We start from the raw sequence: 21,281 nt of genomic DNA on the forward strand, positions 1-21,281 counted from the left end.
TCTTGGGAATGAACCACCAGCTAGGCTTGGCCGGGATGCCCGGGTCAAGCCCGGGCAAGACGCGGCAGGCTTGCGCGCAGCGCCCTACTTCCCCGTCGCGCGCGCCACGGCGTCCTTCGCCATCACGCCGATCAGATGCGCGCGATATTCGGCATCGGCATGCATGTCGGCATTGATGCCCTTGGCCGAGGCCTTGAGGCCATCGAGCGATTTCGCGGTGAAGCGCGTCTTCAGAGCAGCCTCGGCCTCGGGCCAGCGGAAGACGCCGCCCTCACCCGCGCCCGTGACCGCGACGCGGACATCGGAGCCGCGCTTGGCGACGAAGACGCCGACAAGCGCATAGCGCGAGGCCGGATTGCGGAATTTCGCATAAGCCGCCTTGGAAGCCAGCGGGAAAGCGATCTTGGTGATGATCTCGCCCTCCTCCAGCGCCGTCTCGTAAAGGCCGGTGAAGAACTCGTCCGCCCCGATCTTGCGCTTGTTGGTGACGATGGTCGCGCCGAGCGCGAGACAGGCTGCGGGATAGTCCGCCGCGGGGTCGTTGTTCGCGACCGAACCGCCGATCGTGCCGCGGTTACGTACATGCGGGTCGCCGATATGCGAGGCGAGATAGGCCAGGCCCGGAATGGCCTCCTGCACGACTGGCGAGGCCGCGACCTCGGCATGGCTCGTCATCGCGCCGATCACGACATTGCGGCCCTTGCGCTCGATGCCCTTGAGATCGGCGCAGCCGCCGAGATCGACGAGTGCAGCTGGCGAAGCGAGACGCTGCTTCATCGTCGGCAGCAGCGTGTGCCCGCCGGCGAGCAGTTTGGCGTCCTCCTTCTTGGCGAGGAGACCGGCAGCCTGGCGCGCCGTGGCCGGGCGATGGAAGGTGAAGGCGTACATGGGCATGATCCCTTTCGAAAGATGATGGGCGAGTGGCGAATAGCGAATTGCGAATGAGGCAAGATCATTCGCTATTCGCCACTCGCTATTCGCCAAAATTACTCCGCCGCCAGCCTCCGGAGGCTCTTCTGTGCCGCACGCCAGACCGCCTGAGGCGTCGCCGGCATGGCGATGTCCTCATGGCCGAGCGCGTCGGTGATGGCGTTGATCACGGCAGGCGGGGCGGCGATGGCGCCGGCCTCGCCGCACCCCTTGATGCCGAGCGGGTTGGACGGGCATGGCGTCACCGTCATGCCGACATCGAAGGATGGCAGATCGTCGGCGCGGGGCATGCAGTAATCCATGAAACTCGCGGTCACGAGCTGCCCGTCACTGTTGTACTTCGCCCCTTCCAGCAGCGCTTGCCCGACACCCTGGGCGATGCCGCCATGGACCTGGCCCTCGACGATCATCGGATTGATGACATTGCCGAAATCATCCACTGCCGCCCAGCGCTCGATATGGGTCGTGCCGGTGGCGGGGTCGATCTCGAGCTCGCAGATATGGACGCCGGCCGGAAAGGTAAAGTTGGTCGGGTCGTAGAACGCGCCCTCCTTCAGCCCGGGTTCGAGGTCCTGCCCGTTGAACTTGTGCGCGACATAGGCCTGCAGCGCGCAGGAGCCGAAATCGAGCGTCTTGTCCGTGCCCTTCACCTTGAAGTGCCCATCCGCGAAGTCGATATCGGCCTCGTCGGCCTCCAGCACATGGGCCGCGACCTTCTTGCCCTTGGCGATGACCTTGTCGACGGCCCTGAAGATCGCCGACATGCCGACCGCGCCCGAGCGCGAGCCATAGGTGCCCATGCCCATCTGCACCTTGTCGGTGTCGCCATGGACGATCGAGACGTTCTCGATCGGGATGCCGAGCTTGTCGGAAACGAGCTGGGCGAAGGTCGTCTCATGGCCCTGGCCATGGCTGTGCGAGCCGGTCAAAACCTCGACGGTACCGATCGGATTGACCCTGACCTCGGCCGATTCCCATAAACCGACGCCGGCCCCCAGCGACCCCACCGCTGCGGATGGGGCAATGCCGCAAGCCTCGATATAGGAGGAGAAGCCGATGCCGCGCAGCTTGCCGTTGCGGGCGGAGTCGCGCTTGCGCTTGCCGATGCCCTTGTAGTCGATGATCTCCAGCGCTTTCTTCATCGCCGCGCCGTAATTGCCGGCGTCGTACATCATGATCACCGGCGTCTGGTGCGGGAACTTCTTGATGTAGTTCTGCATCCGGAATTTCGCCGGATCCTTGCCGAGTTCGCGCGCCGCGACCTCGACCAGGCGCTCGACCACGAAGGTCGCCTCCGGCCGCCCCGCCCCGCGATAGGCGTCGACGGGAGCCGTGTTGGTGTAGACCGCATCGACCTCGGCATAGATCGCCGGGATGTCGTAGGAGCCCGAGAGCAGCGGCGCATAGAGATAGGTCGGCACCGAAGAGGAGAAGGTCGAGAGATAAGCGCCGAGATTGGCCGTGGTCTTGACCCTGAGGCCCGTGATCTTGCCCTCGGCATCGGTCGCGAGCTCGGCATGAGTGACATGGTCGCGGCCATGCGCGTCGGAGAGGAAGGCCTCGGAACGGTCCGACGTCCATTTCACCGGCCGGCCGACCTTCTTGGCCGCCCAGACGCAGACCGTCTCCTCGGCATAGATGAAGATCTTTGAGCCAAAACCGCCGCCGACATCGGGCGCGATCACGCGCAGTTTGTTCTCGGGCGCGATGCCGATGAAGGCCGAGAGCACGAGGCGGGCGACATGGGGGTTCTGGCTCGTGGTGTAGAGCGTGAATGCCCCCTCACCCTGATCGTAATCGCCGACGGCCGCACGCGGCTCCATCGGATTGGGCACCAGCCGATTGTTGACGATGTCGAGCTTCGTCACATGCTTGGCCGCCTTGAAGGCCTTCTCTGTCTCGTCCTTGTTGCCGAGATGCCAGTTGAACACCGTGTTGTCGGGTGCCTCCGCATGGACCACGGTCTTGGCCTTGGCGGCGCTTGCGGTGTCGACCACCGCCGGCAGCAAGCCGTAATCGACGACGATCGCCTCCGACGCGTCGCGCGCCTGCGCCAGTGTCTCGGCGACGATCACGCAGACATGGTCGCCAACATAGCGGACCTTGCCCTGGGCCAGGGCCGGATGAGCGCCGGCGCGCATCGGCGAACCGTCCTTGTTGTGGATCATCCAGCCGCAGATCAGCCCGCCGACCTTATCGGCCGTGAGATCGTCGCCTGTGAAGATTCCAAGCACGCCGGGCATCTTGGCGGCGGCCTTGGTGTCGATTGTGTTGATGGTGGCGTGCGCGTGGGGCGAGCGCAGGAAATAGGCGTGGGCCTGGCCGGGGCGGTTGATGTCGTCGGTGTAGCGGCCCTGGCCGGTGATGAAGCGGTGGTCTTCCTTGCGGCGGACTGAGGCGCCGATTCCGGTGGCGGAGCTTGATTGAGAAGACACTGGTGTTCCCTCCTCGCAGCGCGCCTCTGGCGGGCACGTCATGGCATGAGAAAAATCCCGCGCGGGATGGCGCGGGCGAAACGCCCTACTCGGCGGCCTGGCGCGGTGGATCCTTGCGATCCATGGCCTTGCCACCCATCGCTTCAGCCCCGGCTGCGATCGCCTTGACGATGTTGTGGTAGCCGGTGCAGCGGCAGATATTGCCGTCGAGATCCTCGCGGATCGTCTGCTCGTCGAGCGCATGGCCGCGCCGGTTCACGATATCGACCGCCGCCATGATCATGCCCGGCGTGCAATAGCCGCACTGAAGCCCGTGATGCTCGCGGAAAGCCTCCTGCATCGGATGCAGCGAGCCGTTGACCGCCAGCCCCTCGATCGTCGTCACGGAAGCCCCCTCGAGCGACAGCGCCAGCGTCGTGCAGGACTTGATCGCCTTGCCGTCGACATGGACGACGCAGGCGCCGCACTGGCTGGTGTCGCAGCCGACATGCGTGCCCGTCAGGCGCAGATTCTCCCGCAGGAACTGGACGAGCAAGGTACGGGGATCGATTGTGCCGGTGACGGCTTTGCCGTTCACCGTCATCGAAACGGTGGCCATGGGGCATTCCTCCTGTGACCCGGGTCTGGCGCCCGGCTAAGACATCTCGAAGCCGTAGCGTATTCTCCCCTCGCGCGACCGCGATCGACGAAGGGCAGCTTTTCCTTGGAATAGCTCGAAACCGAATGTGGACCCGCGTTTTTGCGCGGTCAAGCCGGGGGCATCCAGACAAGGCAGGCTGTTTTGTACCGTTTCTCGGCGATTCAGGGCGTTCGACGGGAACTCCGCCAGAATTTGCGAGACCGCGTACGTATATCGCATTGCCGGAATTTTAACCGGGACCACTCACCGTGAGCCGGCTCGTTGGAGCGCTTTTGCCGACGGCGCGGGGGCCGATCTTGACATCGATTTCCGAACAGGTCGCATGCCGCCTGCGCTCGACGGGCTACGGCGAGCAAAAACGCACAGCGCTGCGGGGCTATCGCAAGCATGTCGACCTCGTCATCGAAGACATCGTCGCCAAGGCCTTCGCCTATGGTCGCCAGATCCATCCCGGGCTGAAAGACAGCATCACGCCGCTAACCGAGAACCTCTACGAGATCACGGAGCAGCATTTCAGGCTGATCTTTGAAGGTGATTTCGACGAGCGCTACCACAAGTCCATGGAGCGCATGTGCATGCTGGAGCGCGCCGTCAAGGTCGGCACCCGTTCCCGCGTGGCGATCGCGGGGGCCCTTTTCAGAGCAATCGCCACGAAGCCGCGCCTGGCCTCTGTGCTGTTTCCCCGCCGTTTCGCGGGAGACATGGAGATCGTCGAGAACGTCCTGGTCATGGACATCAATACCGCGATCACGCTGGATCATGCCCTTGAGGCTGCGGAGGCCAGGCATCGCCGCGACGCGCTCGACACCACCGCGCATATGCTGAAATCACGGATCGGCACGCTTGATTCGACGATCAGCAGCGCCGTCGAGCAGTTCGTCGGCGCCACAGACGAGACCACGAGCGCGACAGCGTTCATCCGGACACAGGTCCTCGATGTCACGCGCGCCGCCGAAACGATGAGAGACCGCGCCCGCCAGACGGCAGCCGCGACCGAAGAGATGTCGGCCAATATCGGCGAGATCGGCCATCGCGCCCGCCAAAGCGTCGCCATCGCGACCCGCGCCGTCGGCGACGCGGAGGCGATGAACAGCGCGATCATGCAATTGCGTGAATCGACCGCCAGCATCGGCTCAGTTCTCGGCCTGATCGCAGACATCGCCGCACAGACCAATCTGCTCGCTCTCAACGCCACGATCGAGGCCGCCCGAGCGGGGGAAGCCGGGCGCGGTTTCGCCGTCGTCGCCTCGGAGGTGAAGTCACTGGCTACGCAGACAGCCAGTGCGACGCGGGAGATCTCTCGCCAGATCACCGAATTCTCGGCAAACGCCGCGGCATGCGGCCAGCATGCCGCCTCGATCAGCACGACGATCGGCGAAATCCGGGGCGATTCCGAGGCGATATCCGACTCGGTCGCCCAGCAGAGCTTCGTCACCTCGGGCATAGCGCGCGACGCCTCGGATGTGGCCGGGTGCTCGGATGACACGATCGCCAGCGCCCAAGCCGTCGGCGACAGCTTGGAGACGACGACGAGGGCGATCGAACGTGCCACGCTCGTCGCTTCACAGATCGCACTTCAAGTCGGCGCAGCGGAGGCCACCGTCAGCGAGGCGCTGACGGCGCTGAGACAGGTGTCCTGACGCGCTCAGCCTTCGCTGAACATTCTGATGTTGAAGGACGCGCTCAGCCCTCACTGACCGCCCTGATACTGAAGAACGCGGTCAGCCTTCGCTGACCGCTTTGGCGAAATTGGCGAAAAACTCGTCGGCGAGCTTCTTCGAAACCGAATCGATCAACCTCGCGCCGAGCTGCATCAGCTTGCCGCCGACCTGCGCCTCGACATCGTAGCGCAACAGCGTCTGCCCGCCCTCGGCGTCGCTGAGCGCGACCTTGGCGCCGCCCTTGGCGAAGCCGGCGATGCCGCCCTCGCCCTCGCCCTGGATACGGTAGCCATTGGGTGGGTCGAGGTCGACGAGTTCGACCTTGCCTCGGAAAGTCGCCTTCACCGGCCCGAGCTTGACCTTCACGATCGCCGAGAAATGGGTGTCGTCGTCCTTGGTCAGTTGATCGCAGCCGGGAATGCAGGCCTTGAGCACCTCCGCATCATTCAGCTTGGCCCAGACCACATTCTTGGCAGCCGGCAAGGTGACCTCGCCATTCATCGTCATCGCCATGCCGCTACTCCCTCATTCCTGGATCAAGCCGACCCCGCCGCTGTTGCAGCCGGCCATGCCTCGGGTCTATCCAAGGCTCGGGTCGGCTATCCATGAGCGGAAAGCCCCTCGCTGCACAAGGGGACAAAAGTGAACAGCGCCCAAGGTAAGCCCGCCGCGCCCCGGTCCGTAGACAGATGAACGGCCCTCTCGGCCTGTTCGGCGAATTGTTCGCCGATGCGCAAATGGCAGCGCTGCTCGACGACCGCGCGGCGCTGCAAGGCATGCTGGATTTCGAGGCGGCGCTTGCCCGCGCGGAAGCCACCGCCGGCGTCATCCCCACTGAAGCTGCAGAAGCGATCGGCGCGCAATGCAAGGCGGAGCTCTACGACATCGCCGCCATCGGCAAGGCGGCGACATTGGCCGGCAATCCTGCGATCCCGCTGGTCAAGGCGTTGACGGCCAGCGTCGCTGCGATCGATGCAGAAGCCGCGAAATGGGTGCACTACGGCGCCACCAGCCAGGATGTGATCGATTCCGGCCATGCGCAGCAATATGGCGCGGCGTGGCGGCTGCTCCTGGAACGGGCCGCCCGTCTTGCGAGCGCCCTGGCCGAACTGACGAGGCGCCATCGCCACACGCCGATGATCGGCCGCACGTTCCTGCAGCACGCCGTGCCGATCTCCTTCGGCATCAAGGCGGCGAACTGGCTCGGCCCCGTCGTCTCCTTCCATGACGACTTCATGATCTATGGCCAGTCCGCGCATCAGCTCGGCGGAGCAGCAGGCACGCTGGCCTCGCTCGGCGAGCACGCCGAAGCCGTCCTTCAGGCCTTCGGCAGGACGATGCCTTCCATCGGCGCCGTCAACACGCCCTGGCACACCGAACGCCAGCGCCCGGCGCGGATCGCCGCCGGTCTCGGCATCTTCATGGGCCATCTCGGCAAGATGGCGCAGGACATCGCGCTGATGGCGCAAACCGAGATCGGCGAGCTGGCTGAACCGGAAGCCCCCGGCAAGGGCGGCTCCTCCGCCATGCCGCACAAACGCAACCCGGTGCTGTGCACGCTGATCCTCGCCGCGGCCAAGCGCGCGCCCGGCCTCGTCTCGACCATGCTTGCCATCATACCGCAGGAGCACGAGCGCGCCATGGGCGGCTGGCACGCAGAGTGGCGCACGATGGCGGAGCTCTTCACCATTACCGGCTCCGCCTTGAACCAGATGGTGACGCTGATCGAAGGGCTTCAGGTCTTCCCCGAGCGGATGCGGCAGAATCTGGAGCTCACCAATGGCCTGGTCATGGCCGAGCGCGTATCGCTCGCCCTCGCCGCCGCCATCGGCCGGGGAGAGGCTCATCATCTGCTCGAGGAGGCCAGCCACATCTGCATCGCCAGCGGCCGCCATCTCAAGGACGTGCTCGCCGAGACCCCTGCCCTCGCCGGCAAGCTGGCGCCCGGCGAGATCGACAAGCTCTTCGACCCGACGACCTATCGCGGCGCAACCGATGCTATCATCGACCGCATCCTCGCGCTCTACGAAGAGGAGCGGGAGTACATGGATTCCGATGATTGAGCTCTCCGCCGAGGAACGCAGCATCGCCTCAGGCGCGCAAGGCGAAGGCGCCGCCATGGCATTGCGCATCGTCGCGGAGGCTGCCCGCCTGATGGGGGCGCCGAGGCTGATCCCGGTCGCCTCTGCCCATATCGACGGTGCGCTCTATCATGGCGATTCCGGCACGCTCTTCGCCGAAAGGCTGGTCGCGGGCCGCGCCAGGGTTGCGGTGCGCGCCACCTTGAATGTCGGCGCGCTCGCGCCCGCCGGCTGCGCCGCGATCCGCCTGCCCGCGCATGAGCGCGACATGGCGGGGCGGATGATGCGCGCCTATGAGGCGATGGGCTGCGAGCCCTCCTGGACCTGCGCGCCCTATCAGGCGGGGCATCGCCCGGCTGTGGGCACGGATGTCGCCTGGGGCGAGTCCAACGCCGTCATCTTCTGCAATTCGGTGCTCGGCGCGCGCACCAACCGCTATGGCGATTTTCTCGACATCGCCTGCGCCATTGCCGGCTGCGCACCCGATTACGGCCTGCACCGGCCTGAGAATCGCGCCGCCTCCCTGCTGATCGATGTCAGCGGCCTGTCACGGTCCCTACGCAGCTCCGACGTGTTTTATCCGGTGCTGGGGACCTATCTCGGTCGCGCCGCCGGCAGTGCGGTTGCGGTCATTGAAGGCTTGCAAGGCTGCACCAATGAGGACCGGCTGAAGGCGCTGGGCGCTGCCGCAGCCTCAGCCGGTGGCGTCGGCCTGTTCCATGTCGCGGGCGTGACGCCGGAAGCGCCTGACGCTGCAACCGCGCTCAGGCATGTCCCGCCGCGCGAGCGCCTCGTCCTGACCCCACAGGAGTTGCAGGCGGCGCTGGCGCGGCTCTCGACCGCCGGTGCGACTGAGCGCATCGATGCCGTCGCGATCGGCTCGCCGCATCTCTCTCTGGCCGAGATCGCGGAGGTCGAGCGGCTGCTCGCAGGCCGCAAGCTCGCCACGCCGCTCTATGCCAACACCGGCCGCCATGTGGTGGGGCCGCTCGCCGCCAATGGTCGCCGCGCCGCGCTGGAAGCCGCCGGCGTGGTCTTCGTGGTCGATACCTGCGTCGTGGTCACGCCGATCCTGCCCGAGATCGAGGGCGCGGTGCTGATGACCAATTCCGGCAAATTCGCGCATTATGCGCCGGGCAATACCGGCTATGCCGTGACCTATGGCTCGCTCTCGGAATGCGTCGAGAGCGCCGTCGCGGGCCGCCTCGTCAGGGAGGCCCTGATATGGAATTGACGGCTGAGATCCTGATCTCTGGCGAAGCGGTCTCTGCGCCATGTCTGGCGCTCACGGCACCCATCAGCTTCTGGGGCGGCGTCGATCCCAAAACCGGTCTGATCATCGATGCGCGCCATCCGCAGCGCGGCGCGAGCATCGCCGGCACGGTTCTGGCGCTGCCGGGCACGATCGGCTCCTCCTCGGCTTCGGCCGTGCTGCTGGAACTCGTCCATGCCGGCAAGGCCCCGGCCGCGATCCTGATGGACGCGCCCGACGCCATCCTGCTGCTCGGCATCATCGTCGCGCGCGAAATGGGCTGGCAAGCGCCGCCGGCGCTGCGGCTTCCCGCCGAGCGGCAGCAGGCTTTGGCCGGCCGGCGGCTCACGCTGTCCGCCAGCGGCACGATCACGATCAACTGACAACTCGCAACTGACAACGCAAGAGAAACGCCATGCCGATCGAGACCATCAGGGGCGAGCCCTTCAACATCAGGATCGACGGCCCGACCGACGCGCCCGTGCTGCTGCTCTCGAACTCGCTTGGCACCAATCTCTCGATGTGGGATCCGCAGATCCCGGAATGGTCGAAGGCCTTCCGCGTCGTGCGCTATGATTCACGCGGTCACGGCCAATCGACCGCAGCCGACAAACCCTATTCGATCGCCATGCTCGGCGAGGACGCGCTGGCGATCCTCGACCATCTCGGCATCGCCAAGGCACATTGGTGCGGCCTCTCCAAGGGCGGCATGGTCGGCCAATGGCTCGCGACCCATGCCGGCAAGCGCCTAGACCGGGTGGTGCTGGCCAATACCGGCGCCCGCATGGGCCCGCCCGATCTCTGGAACACCCGCATCAAATCCGTGCGCGCCAACGGCATGGCAGGCCTCGTCCAGCCGATACTGGAGCGCTGGTTCAGCCAGGAATTCCGCGAGCGCGACAGCGCGACCATAGCCAAGGTCAGCGACATGCTCAGCACCACACCACCGCTCGGTTACGCCAATTGCTGCGCCGCGATCCGTGACATGGACCAGCGCGAGCCGATCCGCGCGATCACCAATCCGGTGCTTGTCGTCATTGGCAAGGTCGACCCCGCGACGCCCCCTGCTGCCGGGCAGCTGATCGCCGATTCCATCCATGGCGCGCAGACGGTCGAGCTCGACGCCGCCCATCTTTCCAATCTCGAGCAGCCGGCCGCCTTCACCACGGCCGTGCTCGACTTCCTGCAAGCTTGAGATGACCGCTCCCTCGCCTTCCTGATCTCGGTGATTTGCCCGAAGGATTCCGCCATGGACGAGAAGACCCGTTACGACAACGGCATGAGGACCCGCCGGGCCGTGCTGAGCGACGCCTATGTCGACAAGGCCAGCACCGGCGTCACCGCCTTCAACGGCGAGTGGCAGGAATTCATCACCCGCACCGCCTGGAACGACATCTGGAACCGGCCCGGCCTGGTGCGCCGGGAGCGCTCGATCATCGTGCTCTCGATCGCCTGTGCGCTCGGCGCCTGGGGCGAGTTCCGCATCCACGTCCGCGGTGCGCTCAACAACGGCATGACGAAGGACGAGATCAAGGAGGTGCTGATGCAGGCGGCGATCTATGCAGGCGTGCCCGCCGCCAACCACGCCTTCAAGGAAGCGGCCAGCGTCTTCGCCGAGATCGAGGCGGAAGCTGGCAAGCCCTGAAGCGTCAGCAAGCCTTGAAGCGTCAACAAGTTCTGAGGTGTCAAACGGTCTCGAAGCGCCGGTCGCGATAGATCAGGCCGGCACCCTGCCCCGCGCCGCCCAGTGCCAAGACCTCGCCAATGACGATGCGATGCGTCGCGACATCCCGGATCGCGATGAGTCGACAATCGAAGGCGGCCAGCGCCTGCTCCAGCACGGGCGCGCCACTCGCAAGCCGGCCCCAGCGTGCCGAGGCGAAACGCGCCTCCCCCTCGATGCCGCGACGCCCGGCAAAAGTCTCGGCCAGGTCGGCAAAGCCACCCGGCAATGTGTTGATGCAGAAGACGCCATTGGCCGCGATCGCCGCCAGCGTGCGGCTGTTGCCCTCGATGCAGACCAGCACGGTCGGCGGCGCATCCGAGACCGAGGCGACGGCGGTTGCGGTCAAGCCGGCGCGGCCGTTCTGCCCCGCCGTCGTGACGATATGGGTCGGGCTCGCGAGCCGCGCCATGGCGTCGCGGAAGGTCTGCCCATCGGCCGCCGGCGTCAGGCGCGGCGCCGCCTCAACGATCTTGGTCATTCGCCCAGCCTGCTCGCATGAACTCTTGCTCGCATGAACTCTTGCTTACGTGAACTCTTGCCCGTTGATGTAGGCGCACGCACCCGCGAAAGCCAGTTCGCGGAGCGACAGACCGGCTCGTTCAATCATGAGCCTTCTCAATGAAGACAACGTGTTCAAGACCTTCGAAGTGGCGATCACAGGTGAGGCAGTCAACGCCCTGATCGAGCGCCGTCGCATAAATCACAGCATCCGCCATGGCGAGCCGGTGCGAGCGGGCGAGTTCGACCGCCCGCAGCGCGATGCAGGTGTCGAGGGCAACGACTCGGCAGGTCTCGGTATAGGCGATCATCCGGTCCGCCAAGTCGTCGGAAACCTCCCCGCGCAGCCCATTTCGCCAACTCGTACTGCACCAATGTCGGCACAATGGTGTCGGCACGGGGCGGCCAGTGCGGCGCAAGCAGCGCCCCGGTCGGCGAATCCCTGAACCATTCGATCCAGGCCGAGCTATCGACCACCCGCATCAATGGCGGTCGTCGCGATCGCGATATTTGGTCGGGTCGGCCTCGCGGGCAGAGCCGCGCAGATCCTCGAGTTCAGGCACGGGAACGACGAGGACGCCCGCGCCCTTGGGAATGAAGACAAACTCCTGGCCGGCCTGCCACGCTTGCGCGACCCGAACCGATTTGGGGATGCTGATCTGGAATTTCGTCGAGAGCTTCGCGCGCGCGCTCATATCCGGCCCATCACTAATCGATCGAATATCGGTAAGACACTGGCACGATCCGACCAGTCTCGCGAATGGGCGCGTTCTCCGCGATCACCAAGATATATCAGAAGCGCTCAAACTGTACCCGTATCGCTCCGCCCAACGCCCTCAATCCCGCCCCAGCGCGCCAAGCAGGCCGCGGCGGAAATGCAGCATCAGCGCATCGCTCGCGATCATCGCCGCGGCGGGGTCGGCCGTCGCGATCGCCTGCGCGAAGGCGACATGCAGATGCGCGGAGGGCACGAGGTCGTCCTGCCGCTCGAAATGATACCAGGCGCGCCGCATCAGCGCCTGCAGCGGCTCGACGGCGCGCGTCGCATAGGGGCTGCGCGCGGCAGCCGCCACCATGCCGTTGAGCTCCGTATCGATGCGCATGAAGGCGTTGACGTCGCCGGTCTCAGCCGCCGCGCGCATCGCCTTGGCCTGCTCGATGATGAGAATGCGTTCGCGCGGGCTCGCCCGTTTGGCGGCGTCCCCCGCGATCAGCCGCTCCAGCACCTCGCGCGCATCGAGCGCCGCCATCACGTCGATGGCGTTGATATCAGCCACCACGACGCCCTTGCGCGGCAGGATCTCGACCAGCCCCTGCTGCGCCAGCCGGATCAGCGCCTCGCGCACCGGCGTGCGCCCGACGCCGACGAGGTCGATCAGCTGCGCTTCCGTCAGCACCGCGCCCGGGCGCAGCGACAAGGTCACGATCGCCTCCTCGAGCCGGCGATAGGCCATCTCGGACAGGCTGGGCGCTGCCGGCGGCGGAAGCTGGACAAGCGCCTCCTCATCGGCGCGGGCATCGGAGACCGGGCGCAGGTTCATGCGCTCTCCGCCAGCCGATGAGACTGGATTGACGTGCGACCGATCATTGATATATCACCTATGTCGCTGAGAGCCAAAGCTCGCCCGTTTGCAATCTGCAAGCGAAACGGGCCGGCACGCAAGGAGCTTTGTGCCATGAGCCATTGGACCGGCGTTCTACCTGCGGTTACGACGAAATTCACGAACGACGACCGTCTCGACATCCCCGAAATGGAGCGTTGTTTCGCTCTTCAGATCGAGGCCGGCGTGCACGGCCTGATCGTCTGCGGTTCGCTCGGCGAGGCCTCGACGCTGGAGCCTGACGAGAAGATCGAGGTGCTGAGGACCGCGCTGCGCGTCGCCGACGGCAAGGTGCCGGTGCTGCTGACGGTCTCGCAGGGTTCGACCAGGGCTTCGTGCAAGCTGGCGGAAGCCGGCGCCGAGGCTGGAGCGGCGGGCTTCATGGTGCTGCCCGGCATTCCCTACAAATCCGAGCCGCATGAGACGGCGGTCCATTACCGGGCCGTAGCCAGGGCCGGCGGCCTGCCGGTGATGATCTACAATAATCCGCCCGCCTATGGCGTCGATATCCCGCCCACCATGCTGGCGGAGCTCGCCGATGAGCCGCTCTTCACGGCCATCAAGGAATCCTCCGACGACATCCGCCGCATCAGCGAGATCAGGTCGCTCTGCGGCGATCGTTTCAAGCTGCTGACCGGCGTCGACAACCTCGCCTTGGAAAGCCTCGCCATGGGCGCCGATGGCTGGGTCGCGGGGCTGGTCGTGGCCTATCCGCGCGAGACCGTCGCGATCTACGAACTCGCCAAGGCCGGCCGCATGAACGAGGCGATCGCGATCTATCGCTGGTTCCGCCCGCTGCTCGATCTCGACGTCTCGGCGAGACTCGTCCAGAACATCAAGCTGGTCGAGGCGCTGGTGATTGGCTCCAATGACCGCTGCCGCGCTCCGCGTCAGGCGCTGCAGGGCTCCGAACGTGCCCGCCTCACGGCGATCGTCAAGGCAGCCGAAGCCACGCGCCCGACGCTGCCGAGTTTCTAAAAGACCGGAGACGCCATGGCCTTCGCCTGTACCCTCCCCGCCATCCCGACGCTGCAGCAGGATGACGAGGCGATCCGGATCACGCGCTGGGATTTCGAGCCCGGCGCCGTGACCGGCTGGCACAGCCATGGCTGGCCCTATTTCGTGGTGATGCTGGTCGCGGGCACGCTGCGCATCCATGACGGAAAATCCGAAACCGACGTGCCGCTGGCGCAAGGCCAGGCCTATATGCGCCCGGCCGGCGTCCAGCACGACGTCATGAACGGCTCCGCCCACCCGATCGCCTTCGTCGAGATCGAGGTGAAGCAGCCCGGCGCGCTGAAGGAATTGTCGCTGCCATGAAGGCCCTGTCGTGAAGGTTGCCGTCGTCGGTGCCGGCATCGTCGGCTGCGCGATCGCGCATGCCTTGCTCGACGAGGGCCACGAGGTCCTGATCCTCGACAAGGAAGGCCCCGCTTTCGGTCCATCGCGCGGCAATGCCGGCTGGATGGCTCATACCGACATCCTGCCGATCGCCAGTCCCAAAAACCTGCGGCAGGTGCCGAAGTTCCTGCTCGACCCGCTCGGGCCGCTCTCGATCCGCCCGGCCTATTTCCCCAAGCTCCTGCCCTGGCTCGTCCGCTTCGTACTGGCGGCGCGGCCGGATGCCTATGAGCGTTCGATCCAGGGGCTCGCCGCCCTGCAGCAACTCGCCTTGCCGGCCTGGCTGGCACGAGCCGAAAGCGCGGGCCTCAGCCGCCACATCCATCGCCAGGGCGGGCTCTATGTCTTCACCGACAAGGCCGCCTTCGACGAGGCCGGCCATGTCGCCAGGCGGCAGGCGGAGTTCGGCATCAAGGTCGAGATGATCGGCCCCGAGGAGCTCAGCCAGTTCGAGCCGGCGCTGAAGCCGCGCTTGGTCGGCGCGGCCTTCCATCCCGATACCGCCCATATCAGCGATCCCCTGCAATTGACGCTGGCCCTGTTCGAGGCGGCGCTGGCGCGCGGCGCGGTCTTCGAGAAGGCACAGGTCAGCAACATCTCGCTGGGCGAGCGCCCCTCCCTGATCGGCCCCGATGGCTGGCAGCGCGTCGTCGATCGCGCGGTGATCGCGGCCGGAGCCTGGTCGAAGCCACTGGCGGCGGCACTTGGCGATGCGGTCCCGCTCGACACCGAGCGCGGCTACAATGTCAGCTTTCCAGGCGTCACCGGCCTGACCTCGCGCCCGGTCGGTTTCGAGGGCCATGGCTTCGTCATGACGCCATTGGAGAGTGGCCTGCGCATCGGCGGCGCAGTCGAGTTCGGCGGGCTGAAGGCAGCGCCCAACCACGCCCGGACGCGCAGCCTCTACGACAAGGCAGCCAGCCTGGTCGACGGCCTGCCGCCCTTCGAGAGCGGCACGCTCTGGATGGGCTTCCGGCCTTCACTCCCGGATTCATTGCCCGTGATCGGCGAAGCGAGCCGCAATCGTCACGTCGTCTACGCCTTCGGCCACGGCCATTACGGCATGACGCAATCGACCGCGACGGCAGGTCTCGTCGCCGCGTTGATCGCCAGCCGCAAGCCCGCGATCGACCTCGCGGCGTTCAGTCCGCGCCGGTTCTGAAGGCGATGACGGCGGCCCCGATCTTCAGCATCGCGATGATGGCGGGCGCGAAAGCCGCCTTCGCTCTCGCAATCGAGCCCAGCCGCCCGACACCTGAATCAAGCTCTGAGCCGACGAGGCCAAGACAATGATTCGAATCCTGTTTCTGGCCGGCCTCGCCTGCCTTGGCGGCTGCGCCAGCCTCATGCCGCTTTCATGTTCTCCCGGCCAGCAAACGATGCTCGTCGCCGAACTGCTGTTCGGCCGCAACATTGGCGACAGGCTCGGCGTCAGCGAGGCCGCCTTCGGGCGCTTCGTCGACGAGGAGGTCACGCCGCGCTTCCCCGACGGGCTGACGATCCTTGCAGGACAAGGGCAGTATCGCGATACGACGCGCGGCGTCCTGGTGCGCGAGCAGGCAAAACTCCTCGTCATCGCCCTGAAGGACGAGCCCGAGGGGCGCGCCAAACTCGCGGCAATCGCCGAAGCCTATAAGCAGCGTTTCAACCAGCAATCGGTCGGCACGATCCTGAAGCCGGCCTGCATATCCTTCTGAGTGGATGCCATGACGACCCACACCTTCTTCTGCGTCGACGGCCATACCTGCGGCAACCCGGTGCGCCTCGTCGCCGGCGGCGGCCCCGCCCTGAAGGGCAACACCATGGTCGAGAAGCGCGCCCATTTCCTGGCTGAGTTCGACTGGATCCGCACTGGGCTGATGTTCGAGCCGCGCGGCCACGACATGATGTCGGGCGCAATCCTCTACCCGCCGACGCGCGAGGACGCCGACATCGCCTTCCTCTTCATCGAGACCTCGGGCTGCCTGCCGATGTGCGGCCACGGCACCATCGGCACCGTCACCATGGCGCTGGAGCGCGGGCTGGTGACGCCGCGCCAGGAGGGCGTGCTGAAGATCGACACGCCCGCCGGCCTCGTCACCGCGACCTATGTCCGCAACGGGCCCTATGTCGACAGCGTCCGCATCACCAACATCGCCTCCTATCTGCACGCGACCGGCCTCTCCGCCGAGGTCGAAGGGCTGGGCGAGGTTAAGGTCGATGTCGCCTATGGCGGCAATTTCTACGCGATCGTCGATCCGCAAGCCGCGATCCGCGACATCGCCGAGGTGAACCCCTCAGACCTGCTGCGCTGGAGCCCGAAGCTGCGCGCGGCCCTCAACGCGAAATACCAGTTCGTCCACCCCGAGAACCCGGCAATCAACGGCCTCTCCCACATCCTCTGGACCGGCGCGCCGACGAAGCCCGAGGCGCATGCCCGCAACGCCGTGTTCTATGGCGACAAGGCGCTCGACCGCTCGCCCTGCGGCACCGGCACCTCCTCGCGCATGGCGCAATGGGCCGCGCAGGGAAAGCTCAAGGTCGGCGACGACTTCGTCCATGAGAGCATCATCGGCACGCTCTTCCGCGGCCGGGTCGAGGCGGCGGCGAAGGTCGGCCCGCACGACGCGATCATTCCCTCGATCGAGGGCTGGGCTCGGATGACCGGTTACAACACCATCTTCATCGACGACCGTGACCCGTTGGCGCATGGCTTCCAGCTCGCCGACCGCGCCTGACGCGGCAAAACTGCCCAAGAGCAATGCGCGAGAATGTGGGTACCGTTTTTTTCGCAGGAGCAATGCTCTCGACTTTTAGAATCGGTCACGTCGCATTCGGACGGAGCCGCCCGAATGCGACGTGATCTTGCGTCACGCGACACGGTCACGCTCCGTTGGAAGCCGATTGGGCGCAGAAAGATCATCCTAGACGGTTTTTCATGGGGATATTCACGGCCCATCAGGCCGAAATACCCGCTGCAGAAGTGCCCGCCTCGCAATCATCTTGCGCGAAATCGCCGCCGTACCGCAGAGATGCCTGCACAAACAGCAGGCAAAACGTGCCAGATTGCTTTTGACAGAATTGTGGCCCGGCGCGATTGTCGAAGCCGCAAGCCATTGGTAGCTCTGCGTAGCAATCGCATCCCGCATGCGTCGGCGTCATGCCGTCGAAAAGAATGGGAGCGGATGAGAGGGGTTAGGCGTCGACGATGGAAGTGTTTCTCCAGCAGCTCATCAATGGGCTGACCCTGGGGTCGATCTACGGCCTCATCGCCATCGGCTACACGATGGTCTTCGGCATCATCGGCATGGTGAACTTCGCCCATGGCGATATCTTCATGCTGTCGGCCTTCATCGCGCTGATCTTCTTCATGCTGATCGCCTCCTGGTTCGGCGCCGGGCTGATCGTGGTGGCGCTCATCGTCGTGCTCGCTTTGGCGATGTTCTTCACCTCGCTGTGGAACTGGGCGATCGAACGCGTCGCCTATCGGCCGCTGCGCGGTTCCTTCCGCCTCGCGCCGCTGATCTCGGCGATCGGCATGTCGATCTTCCTGTCGAACTTCGTCCAGGTCGTACAGGGCCCGCGCAACAAATCGACCGCGCCGATGCTGAACGACTCGATCACGCTCATCAACAGCGCGACCTATTCGGTCCAGATCTCCTACAAGCAGATCGTCATCATCGTGACGACGGCCGTGCTGCTGGCGGCCTTCTGGTACATCGTCCAGAAGACGCCGCTCGGGCGAGCCCAGCGCGCCTGCGAGCAGGACCGCAAGATGGCCGCGCTGCTTGGCATCGACGTCGACCGCACGATCTCGATCACTTTCGTGATGGGCGCGGCGCTCGCTGCGGTCGCCGGCGTGATGTACCTCGTGCTCTACGGCGTGGTCAGCTTCAATGACGGCTTCATCCCCGGCGTGAAGGCCTTCACCGCCGCTGTGCTCGGCGGCATCGGCTCGCTGCCCGGCGCCGTCATCGGCGGCCTGCTGATCGGGCTGATCGAGGTGATGTGGTCAGCCTATTTCACCATCGACTACAAGGACGTCGCGGCCTTCTGCATTCTCGCGATCGTGCTGGTCTTCATGCCTTCGGGCATCCTTGGCCGCCCCGAAGTCGAGAAGGTCTGAAGCCATGACGACGACCTCGACTCCGGTCGCGCCGAAGCGCGACATGAAGACGGCACTCAAGGAGGCCGGCTTTGCCGCCCTCGTCACCTTCGGCCTGTGCATCCCGATCATCGCCTGGGGCACACGCCAGAACATGGAAAACGTGCTGGTGCTCGACCAGCGCTGGGAGGCCGTTGCCTGGGCGGTCGCAATCGTCTTCATCGGGCGCTTCCTGGTCGTGCTGCGCCAGCAAGGCAAGGCCGAGAGGAAGTCGCTGGTGCGCTTCCTGCCGCACGGCACCTTCGCCTTCTTCCAGCGCCACTCCGGCATCTTCTCGGCGCTGGGGCTGGGCTTCCTGATCACCTTTCCGCTTATCGCGGTCATGCTGACCGGCTGGGGCGGCGCGCTGAAATGGATCGACAATTTCGGCGTCCAGATCCTGATCTACGTCATGCTTGGCTGGGGGCTGAACATCGTCGTCGGCCTCGCCGGCCTGCTCGACCTCGGCTATGTCGCCTTCTATGCGGTCGGCGCCTATTCCTACGCGCTGCTGGCCAAGAATTTCGGCCTGTCCTTCTGGCTCCTGCTGCCGCTCTCCGGCATTCTCGCTGCCTTCTGGGGCATGCTGCTCGGCTTTCCCGTGCTACGCCTGCGCGGCGACTATCTCGCCATCGTCACGCTCGCCTTCGGCGAGATCATCCGCCTCGTCCTGATCAACTGGGTCGATTTCTCCAACGGCTATGCCGGCATCTCCGGCATTCCGCGGCCGAGCTTCTTCGGCATCCCCTTCAATGCCAGCGATGAGGGCTTCGCAGCCGTGTTCGGGCTGGAATTCTCGCCGCTCTACCGAACGATCTTCCTCTATTATCTGATCCTGGCGCTTGCCCTGCTGACCGCCTTCGTCTCGCTGCGTCTCAGACGATTACCGGTGGGCCGGGCCTGGGAAGCCTTGCGCGAAGATGAGATCGCCTGCCGTTCCCTCGGCATCAACACCACCAACACCAAGCTCACCGCTTTCTCGATCGGCGCCATGTTCGGCGGCTTCGCCGGCGCCTTCTTCTCGGCGCGGCAGGGCTTCATCTCACCGGAATCCTTCGTCTTCATGGAATCGGCCATCATCCTGGCGATCGTCGTGCTCGGCGGCATGGGCTCGCTCTGGGGCTGCGCCATCGCCGCGATCGCCATGATCGGCGGCACCGAGCTGCTGCGCGAGCTCGACTGGCTGAAGGCGATCTTCGGCAATGATTTCGACCCGACCAAATACCGCATGCTGATCTTCGGCCTGGCCATGGTGGTGATCATGATCTGGAAGCCGCGCGGACTGATCTCGACGCGCGAGCCGACGGCCTTCCTCAAGGAAAAGAAGGCGATTTCGTCCGACATGGTCCAGGAGGGCCACGGCTGATGACGACGCCTCCGCTTCTCCAGGTCGAGCATGTCACCATGCGCTTCGGCGGCCTCACCGCCGTCAACGACCTCTCCTTCGAGGCCCGCAAGGGCGACATCACCGCGCTGATCGGCCCCAACGGAGCCGGCAAGACCACCGTCTTCAACTGCATCACCGGCTTTTATAAGCCCACCGAAGGCTTGATGGCGCTGACGCATGACAGCGGCGCGAGCTATCTGCTCGAGCGCATGCCGGATTTCCGGATCTCCTGGAAGGCCAAGGTCGCCCGCACTTTCCAGAACATCCGCCTCTTCGGCGGCATGACCGTGCTGGAGAACCTTCTCGTCGCCCAGCACAATCCGTTGATGATCGCCTCGGGCTTCACCTTCCTCGGCGTGCTCGGCGTCGGCAGCTACAAGGCGCGCGAGAAGGAGGCGATCGAGAAGGCCAAATTCTGGCTCGAGAAGATCAAGCTGATCGACCGCGCCGACGACCCCGCGGCCGACCTGCCTTATGGCGATCAGCGCCGCCTCGAGATCGCGCGCGCCATGTGCACCGAGCCGGTCCTGCTCTGCCTCGACGAACCGGCCGCCGGCCTCAACCCGCGCGAGAGCCATGACCTAAACGAGCTGCTGCTCTCGATCCGCAAGGATATCGGCACGGCGCTCCTGCTGATCGAGCATGACATGTCGGTGGTGATGGAGATTTCGGACCATGTTGTGGTGCTCGACTACGGCACCAAGATCGCCGACGGCACGCCAGCCGAGGTCCAGGCCGATCCTAAGGTGATCGCGGCTTATCTCGGCGTCGACGACGACGAGGTCGCGGCCGTGGAAGCAGAGGTCGGACTGTGATGACCGAAGCCCAGCCTCTTCTCACCGTACGCGGCGTCAAGACCTATTACGGCAAGATCATCGCTCTCAAAGGCGTCGACGTCGATGTCCGCGCCGGCGAGATCGTCACCATGATCGGAGCCAACGGCGCCGGCAAATCCACCCTGATGATGACGATCTTCGGCAACCCGCAGGCGCGCGAAGGCAGCATCACCTATGAGGGGCGCGACATCACCAAGATGCCGAGCCACCTGATTGCAAGGCTGGGTATCGCTCAATCCCCGGAGGGCAGGCGCATCTTCCCGCGCATGACCGTCTTCGAGAATCTGCAGATGGGCGCGGCCGTGCGCGACCTCGCCCATTTCGACGAGGACCTCGAAAAGATCTGCGTGCTCTTCCCGCGCATCAAGGAGCGGCTGCAGCAACGCGGCGGCACGCTCTCGGGCGGCGAGCAGCAGATGGTGGCGATCGCGCGCGCCCTGATGGCCAGGCCCAAGCTCCTCCTGCTCGACGAGCCCTCGCTGGGGCTTGCCCCGCTGATCGTGAAGCAGATCTTCGAGGCGATCCGAGAGCTCAACAAGACGGAGGGGCTGACCGTCTTCCTGGTCGAGCAGAACGCCTTCCATGCGCTCAAGCTCGCCCATCGCGGCTATGTCATGGTCAACGGCCTCATCACCATGAGCGGCACGGGCCAGGAACTGCTTGCCAATCCGCAGGTGCGTGCCGCCTATCTCGAAGGCGGGAGGCACTGA

General features: G+C 65.4%; 23 protein-coding genes. 15 read left to right on the plus strand and 8 right to left on the minus strand.

From position 1 onward, the window contains the following. Window positions 1-84: 84 nt before the first annotated feature. From BHK69_RS23880 to BHK69_RS23890, 3 genes are all read right to left on the minus strand, one after another. A complete protein-coding gene (locus BHK69_RS23880; RefSeq protein WP_069692278.1) occupies window positions 85-888 on the minus strand; it encodes an FAD binding domain-containing protein in 804 nt (267 codons plus the stop codon). Between the two features lie 98 nt (window positions 889-986). Beyond that, complete coding sequence (locus BHK69_RS23885) at window positions 987-3,365, minus strand: xanthine dehydrogenase family protein molybdopterin-binding subunit (protein ID WP_244548302.1); 2,379 nt, start codon at window positions 3,363-3,365, stop codon at window positions 987-989. A gap of 85 nt (window positions 3,366-3,450) precedes the next feature. Then, window positions 3,451-3,963, minus strand: coding sequence for a (2Fe-2S)-binding protein (locus BHK69_RS23890; RefSeq protein WP_069692280.1), 513 nt, complete (start codon window positions 3,961-3,963; stop codon window positions 3,451-3,453). 338 nt (window positions 3,964-4,301) lie between these two features. On the opposite strand from BHK69_RS23890, the gene BHK69_RS23895 reads away from it, so the two are divergent. Further along, window positions 4,302-5,645 carry a methyl-accepting chemotaxis protein gene (locus tag BHK69_RS23895; protein ID WP_148663562.1) on the plus strand — a complete coding sequence of 448 codons (1,344 nt, stop codon included), beginning with the start codon at window positions 4,302-4,304 and terminating at the stop codon, window positions 5,643-5,645. Window positions 5,646-5,726: 81 nt separating this feature from the next. On the opposite strand, the gene BHK69_RS23900 is transcribed toward BHK69_RS23895, so the two are convergent. Beyond that, complete coding sequence (locus BHK69_RS23900) at window positions 5,727-6,179, minus strand: SRPBCC family protein (RefSeq protein WP_069692282.1); 453 nt, start codon at window positions 6,177-6,179, stop codon at window positions 5,727-5,729. 176 nt (window positions 6,180-6,355) lie between these two features. On the opposite strand from BHK69_RS23900, the gene pcaB reads away from it, so the two are divergent. From pcaB to pcaC, 5 genes are read left to right on the plus strand one after another with little or no spacing between them, the layout of a single operon-like run. Next, window positions 6,356-7,729 carry a 3-carboxy-cis,cis-muconate cycloisomerase gene (gene pcaB, locus BHK69_RS23905; protein WP_069692283.1) on the plus strand — a complete coding sequence of 458 codons (1,374 nt, stop codon included), beginning with the start codon at window positions 6,356-6,358 and terminating at the stop codon, window positions 7,727-7,729. Continuing rightward, the gene (locus BHK69_RS23910) at window positions 7,722-8,981 is read left to right on the plus strand and encodes an aconitase X (RefSeq protein ID WP_083269644.1); all 1,260 of its coding nucleotides are present in this window, start codon (window positions 7,722-7,724) and stop codon (window positions 8,979-8,981) included. The genes pcaB and BHK69_RS23910 overlap by 8 nt, the downstream gene beginning before the upstream one ends. Further along, a complete protein-coding gene (locus tag BHK69_RS23915; protein WP_069692284.1) occupies window positions 8,972-9,382 on the plus strand; it encodes an aconitase X swivel domain-containing protein in 411 nt (136 codons plus the stop codon). The genes BHK69_RS23910 and BHK69_RS23915 overlap by 10 nt, the downstream gene beginning before the upstream one ends. 32 nt (window positions 9,383-9,414) lie before the next feature. Next, window positions 9,415-10,194, plus strand: coding sequence for a 3-oxoadipate enol-lactonase (gene pcaD, locus BHK69_RS23920; RefSeq protein WP_069692285.1), 780 nt, complete (start codon window positions 9,415-9,417; stop codon window positions 10,192-10,194). Window positions 10,195-10,248: 54 nt separating this feature from the next. Then, complete coding sequence (pcaC, locus tag BHK69_RS23925; RefSeq protein ID WP_069692286.1) at window positions 10,249-10,644, plus strand: 4-carboxymuconolactone decarboxylase; 396 nt, start codon at window positions 10,249-10,251, stop codon at window positions 10,642-10,644. Window positions 10,645-10,684: 40 nt separating this feature from the next. On the opposite strand, the gene BHK69_RS23930 is transcribed toward pcaC, so the two are convergent. The 4 genes from BHK69_RS23930 to BHK69_RS23945 form a co-directional block, all read right to left on the minus strand. Beyond that, entirely contained in the window at window positions 10,685-11,203 is a 519-nt protein-coding gene (locus BHK69_RS23930; RefSeq protein WP_069692287.1) for a flavin reductase family protein, read from the minus strand. A 121-nt stretch (window positions 11,204-11,324) separates the two neighbouring features. Further along, on the minus strand, window positions 11,325-11,534 hold the full coding sequence (locus BHK69_RS33515) for a PIN domain-containing protein (protein ID WP_342029738.1): 210 nt from the start codon (window positions 11,532-11,534) through the stop codon (window positions 11,325-11,327). Between the two features lie 171 nt (window positions 11,535-11,705). Beyond that, window positions 11,706-11,918 carry an AbrB/MazE/SpoVT family DNA-binding domain-containing protein gene (locus BHK69_RS23940; RefSeq protein WP_069692288.1) on the minus strand — a complete coding sequence of 71 codons (213 nt, stop codon included), beginning with the start codon at window positions 11,916-11,918 and terminating at the stop codon, window positions 11,706-11,708. Between the two features lie 141 nt (window positions 11,919-12,059). Then, window positions 12,060-12,764, minus strand: coding sequence for a GntR family transcriptional regulator (locus tag BHK69_RS23945; RefSeq protein WP_083269645.1), 705 nt, complete (start codon window positions 12,762-12,764; stop codon window positions 12,060-12,062). Between the two features lie 135 nt (window positions 12,765-12,899). On the opposite strand from BHK69_RS23945, the gene BHK69_RS23950 reads away from it, so the two are divergent. From BHK69_RS23950 to BHK69_RS23990, 9 genes are all read left to right on the plus strand, one after another. After that, window positions 12,900-13,802 carry a dihydrodipicolinate synthase family protein gene (locus BHK69_RS23950; RefSeq protein WP_069692289.1) on the plus strand — a complete coding sequence of 301 codons (903 nt, stop codon included), beginning with the start codon at window positions 12,900-12,902 and terminating at the stop codon, window positions 13,800-13,802. Window positions 13,803-13,817: 15 nt separating this feature from the next. Further along, on the plus strand, window positions 13,818-14,144 hold the full coding sequence (locus BHK69_RS23955) for a cupin domain-containing protein (RefSeq protein ID WP_069692290.1): 327 nt from the start codon (window positions 13,818-13,820) through the stop codon (window positions 14,142-14,144). A gap of 10 nt (window positions 14,145-14,154) precedes the next feature. Continuing rightward, the gene (locus BHK69_RS23960; RefSeq protein ID WP_069692291.1) at window positions 14,155-15,387 is read left to right on the plus strand and encodes an NAD(P)/FAD-dependent oxidoreductase; all 1,233 of its coding nucleotides are present in this window, start codon (window positions 14,155-14,157) and stop codon (window positions 15,385-15,387) included. Window positions 15,388-15,514: 127 nt separating this feature from the next. Then, window positions 15,515-15,922: a DUF3574 domain-containing protein gene (locus BHK69_RS23965; protein ID WP_069692292.1), complete on the plus strand. Its 408-nt coding sequence runs from the start codon at window positions 15,515-15,517 to the stop codon at window positions 15,920-15,922. A gap of 9 nt (window positions 15,923-15,931) precedes the next feature. Next, window positions 15,932-16,942: a 4-hydroxyproline epimerase gene (locus BHK69_RS23970; RefSeq protein ID WP_069693919.1), complete on the plus strand. Its 1,011-nt coding sequence runs from the start codon at window positions 15,932-15,934 to the stop codon at window positions 16,940-16,942. Between the two features lie 470 nt (window positions 16,943-17,412). Further along, the gene (locus BHK69_RS23975) at window positions 17,413-18,330 is read left to right on the plus strand and encodes a branched-chain amino acid ABC transporter permease (RefSeq protein ID WP_069692293.1); all 918 of its coding nucleotides are present in this window, start codon (window positions 17,413-17,415) and stop codon (window positions 18,328-18,330) included. Between the two features lie 4 nt (window positions 18,331-18,334). Next, the gene (livM, locus tag BHK69_RS23980) at window positions 18,335-19,714 is read left to right on the plus strand and encodes a high-affinity branched-chain amino acid ABC transporter permease LivM (protein WP_148663563.1); all 1,380 of its coding nucleotides are present in this window, start codon (window positions 18,335-18,337) and stop codon (window positions 19,712-19,714) included. Next, window positions 19,714-20,550, plus strand: coding sequence for an ABC transporter ATP-binding protein (locus tag BHK69_RS23985; protein WP_069692294.1), 837 nt, complete (start codon window positions 19,714-19,716; stop codon window positions 20,548-20,550). The genes livM and BHK69_RS23985 overlap by 1 nt, the downstream gene beginning before the upstream one ends. Then, on the plus strand, window positions 20,550-21,281 hold the full coding sequence (locus BHK69_RS23990) for an ABC transporter ATP-binding protein (RefSeq protein ID WP_069692295.1): 732 nt from the start codon (window positions 20,550-20,552) through the stop codon (window positions 21,279-21,281). Before BHK69_RS23985 ends, BHK69_RS23990 begins: the two co-directional genes overlap by 1 nt.

It is taken from the genome of Bosea vaviloviae, assembly GCF_001741865.1.
GTDB classification, from domain to species: domain Bacteria; phylum Pseudomonadota; class Alphaproteobacteria; order Rhizobiales; family Beijerinckiaceae; genus Allobosea; species Allobosea vaviloviae.

What these genes read in the sequence shown, in the direction of transcription:
- BHK69_RS23880 (WP_069692278.1), bottom strand. Translation starts at nt 888, where the DNA reads ATGTACGCCTTCACCTTCCATCGCCCGGCCACGGCGCGCCAGGCTGCC.
- BHK69_RS23890 (WP_069692280.1), bottom strand. Translation starts at nt 3,963, where the DNA reads ATGGCCACCGTTTCGATGACGGTGAACGGCAAAGCCGTCACCGGCACA.
- BHK69_RS23900 (WP_069692282.1), bottom strand. Translation starts at nt 6,179, where the DNA reads ATGGCGATGACGATGAATGGCGAGGTCACCTTGCCGGCTGCCAAGAAT.
- pcaB (WP_069692283.1), top strand. Translation starts at nt 6,356, where the DNA reads ATGAACGGCCCTCTCGGCCTGTTCGGCGAATTGTTCGCCGATGCGCAA.
- BHK69_RS23910 (WP_083269644.1), top strand. Translation starts at nt 7,722, where the DNA reads ATGATTGAGCTCTCCGCCGAGGAACGCAGCATCGCCTCAGGCGCGCAA.
- BHK69_RS23915 (WP_069692284.1), top strand. Translation starts at nt 8,972, where the DNA reads ATGGAATTGACGGCTGAGATCCTGATCTCTGGCGAAGCGGTCTCTGCG.
- pcaD (WP_069692285.1), top strand. Translation starts at nt 9,415, where the DNA reads ATGCCGATCGAGACCATCAGGGGCGAGCCCTTCAACATCAGGATCGAC.
- pcaC (WP_069692286.1), top strand. Translation starts at nt 10,249, where the DNA reads ATGGACGAGAAGACCCGTTACGACAACGGCATGAGGACCCGCCGGGCC.
- BHK69_RS23930 (WP_069692287.1), bottom strand. Translation starts at nt 11,203, where the DNA reads ATGACCAAGATCGTTGAGGCGGCGCCGCGCCTGACGCCGGCGGCCGAT.
- BHK69_RS33515 (WP_342029738.1), bottom strand. Translation starts at nt 11,534, where the DNA reads ATGATCGCCTATACCGAGACCTGCCGAGTCGTTGCCCTCGACACCTGC.
- BHK69_RS23940 (WP_069692288.1), bottom strand. Translation starts at nt 11,918, where the DNA reads ATGAGCGCGCGCGCGAAGCTCTCGACGAAATTCCAGATCAGCATCCCC.
- BHK69_RS23945 (WP_083269645.1), bottom strand. Translation starts at nt 12,764, where the DNA reads ATGAACCTGCGCCCGGTCTCCGATGCCCGCGCCGATGAGGAGGCGCTT.
- BHK69_RS23950 (WP_069692289.1), top strand. Translation starts at nt 12,900, where the DNA reads ATGAGCCATTGGACCGGCGTTCTACCTGCGGTTACGACGAAATTCACG.
- BHK69_RS23955 (WP_069692290.1), top strand. Translation starts at nt 13,818, where the DNA reads ATGGCCTTCGCCTGTACCCTCCCCGCCATCCCGACGCTGCAGCAGGAT.
- BHK69_RS23965 (WP_069692292.1), top strand. Translation starts at nt 15,515, where the DNA reads ATGATTCGAATCCTGTTTCTGGCCGGCCTCGCCTGCCTTGGCGGCTGC.
- BHK69_RS23970 (WP_069693919.1), top strand. Translation starts at nt 15,932, where the DNA reads ATGACGACCCACACCTTCTTCTGCGTCGACGGCCATACCTGCGGCAAC.
- BHK69_RS23975 (WP_069692293.1), top strand. Translation starts at nt 17,413, where the DNA reads ATGGAAGTGTTTCTCCAGCAGCTCATCAATGGGCTGACCCTGGGGTCG.
- livM (WP_148663563.1), top strand. Translation starts at nt 18,335, where the DNA reads ATGACGACGACCTCGACTCCGGTCGCGCCGAAGCGCGACATGAAGACG.
- BHK69_RS23985 (WP_069692294.1), top strand. Translation starts at nt 19,714, where the DNA reads ATGACGACGCCTCCGCTTCTCCAGGTCGAGCATGTCACCATGCGCTTC.
- BHK69_RS23990 (WP_069692295.1), top strand. Translation starts at nt 20,550, where the DNA reads ATGACCGAAGCCCAGCCTCTTCTCACCGTACGCGGCGTCAAGACCTAT.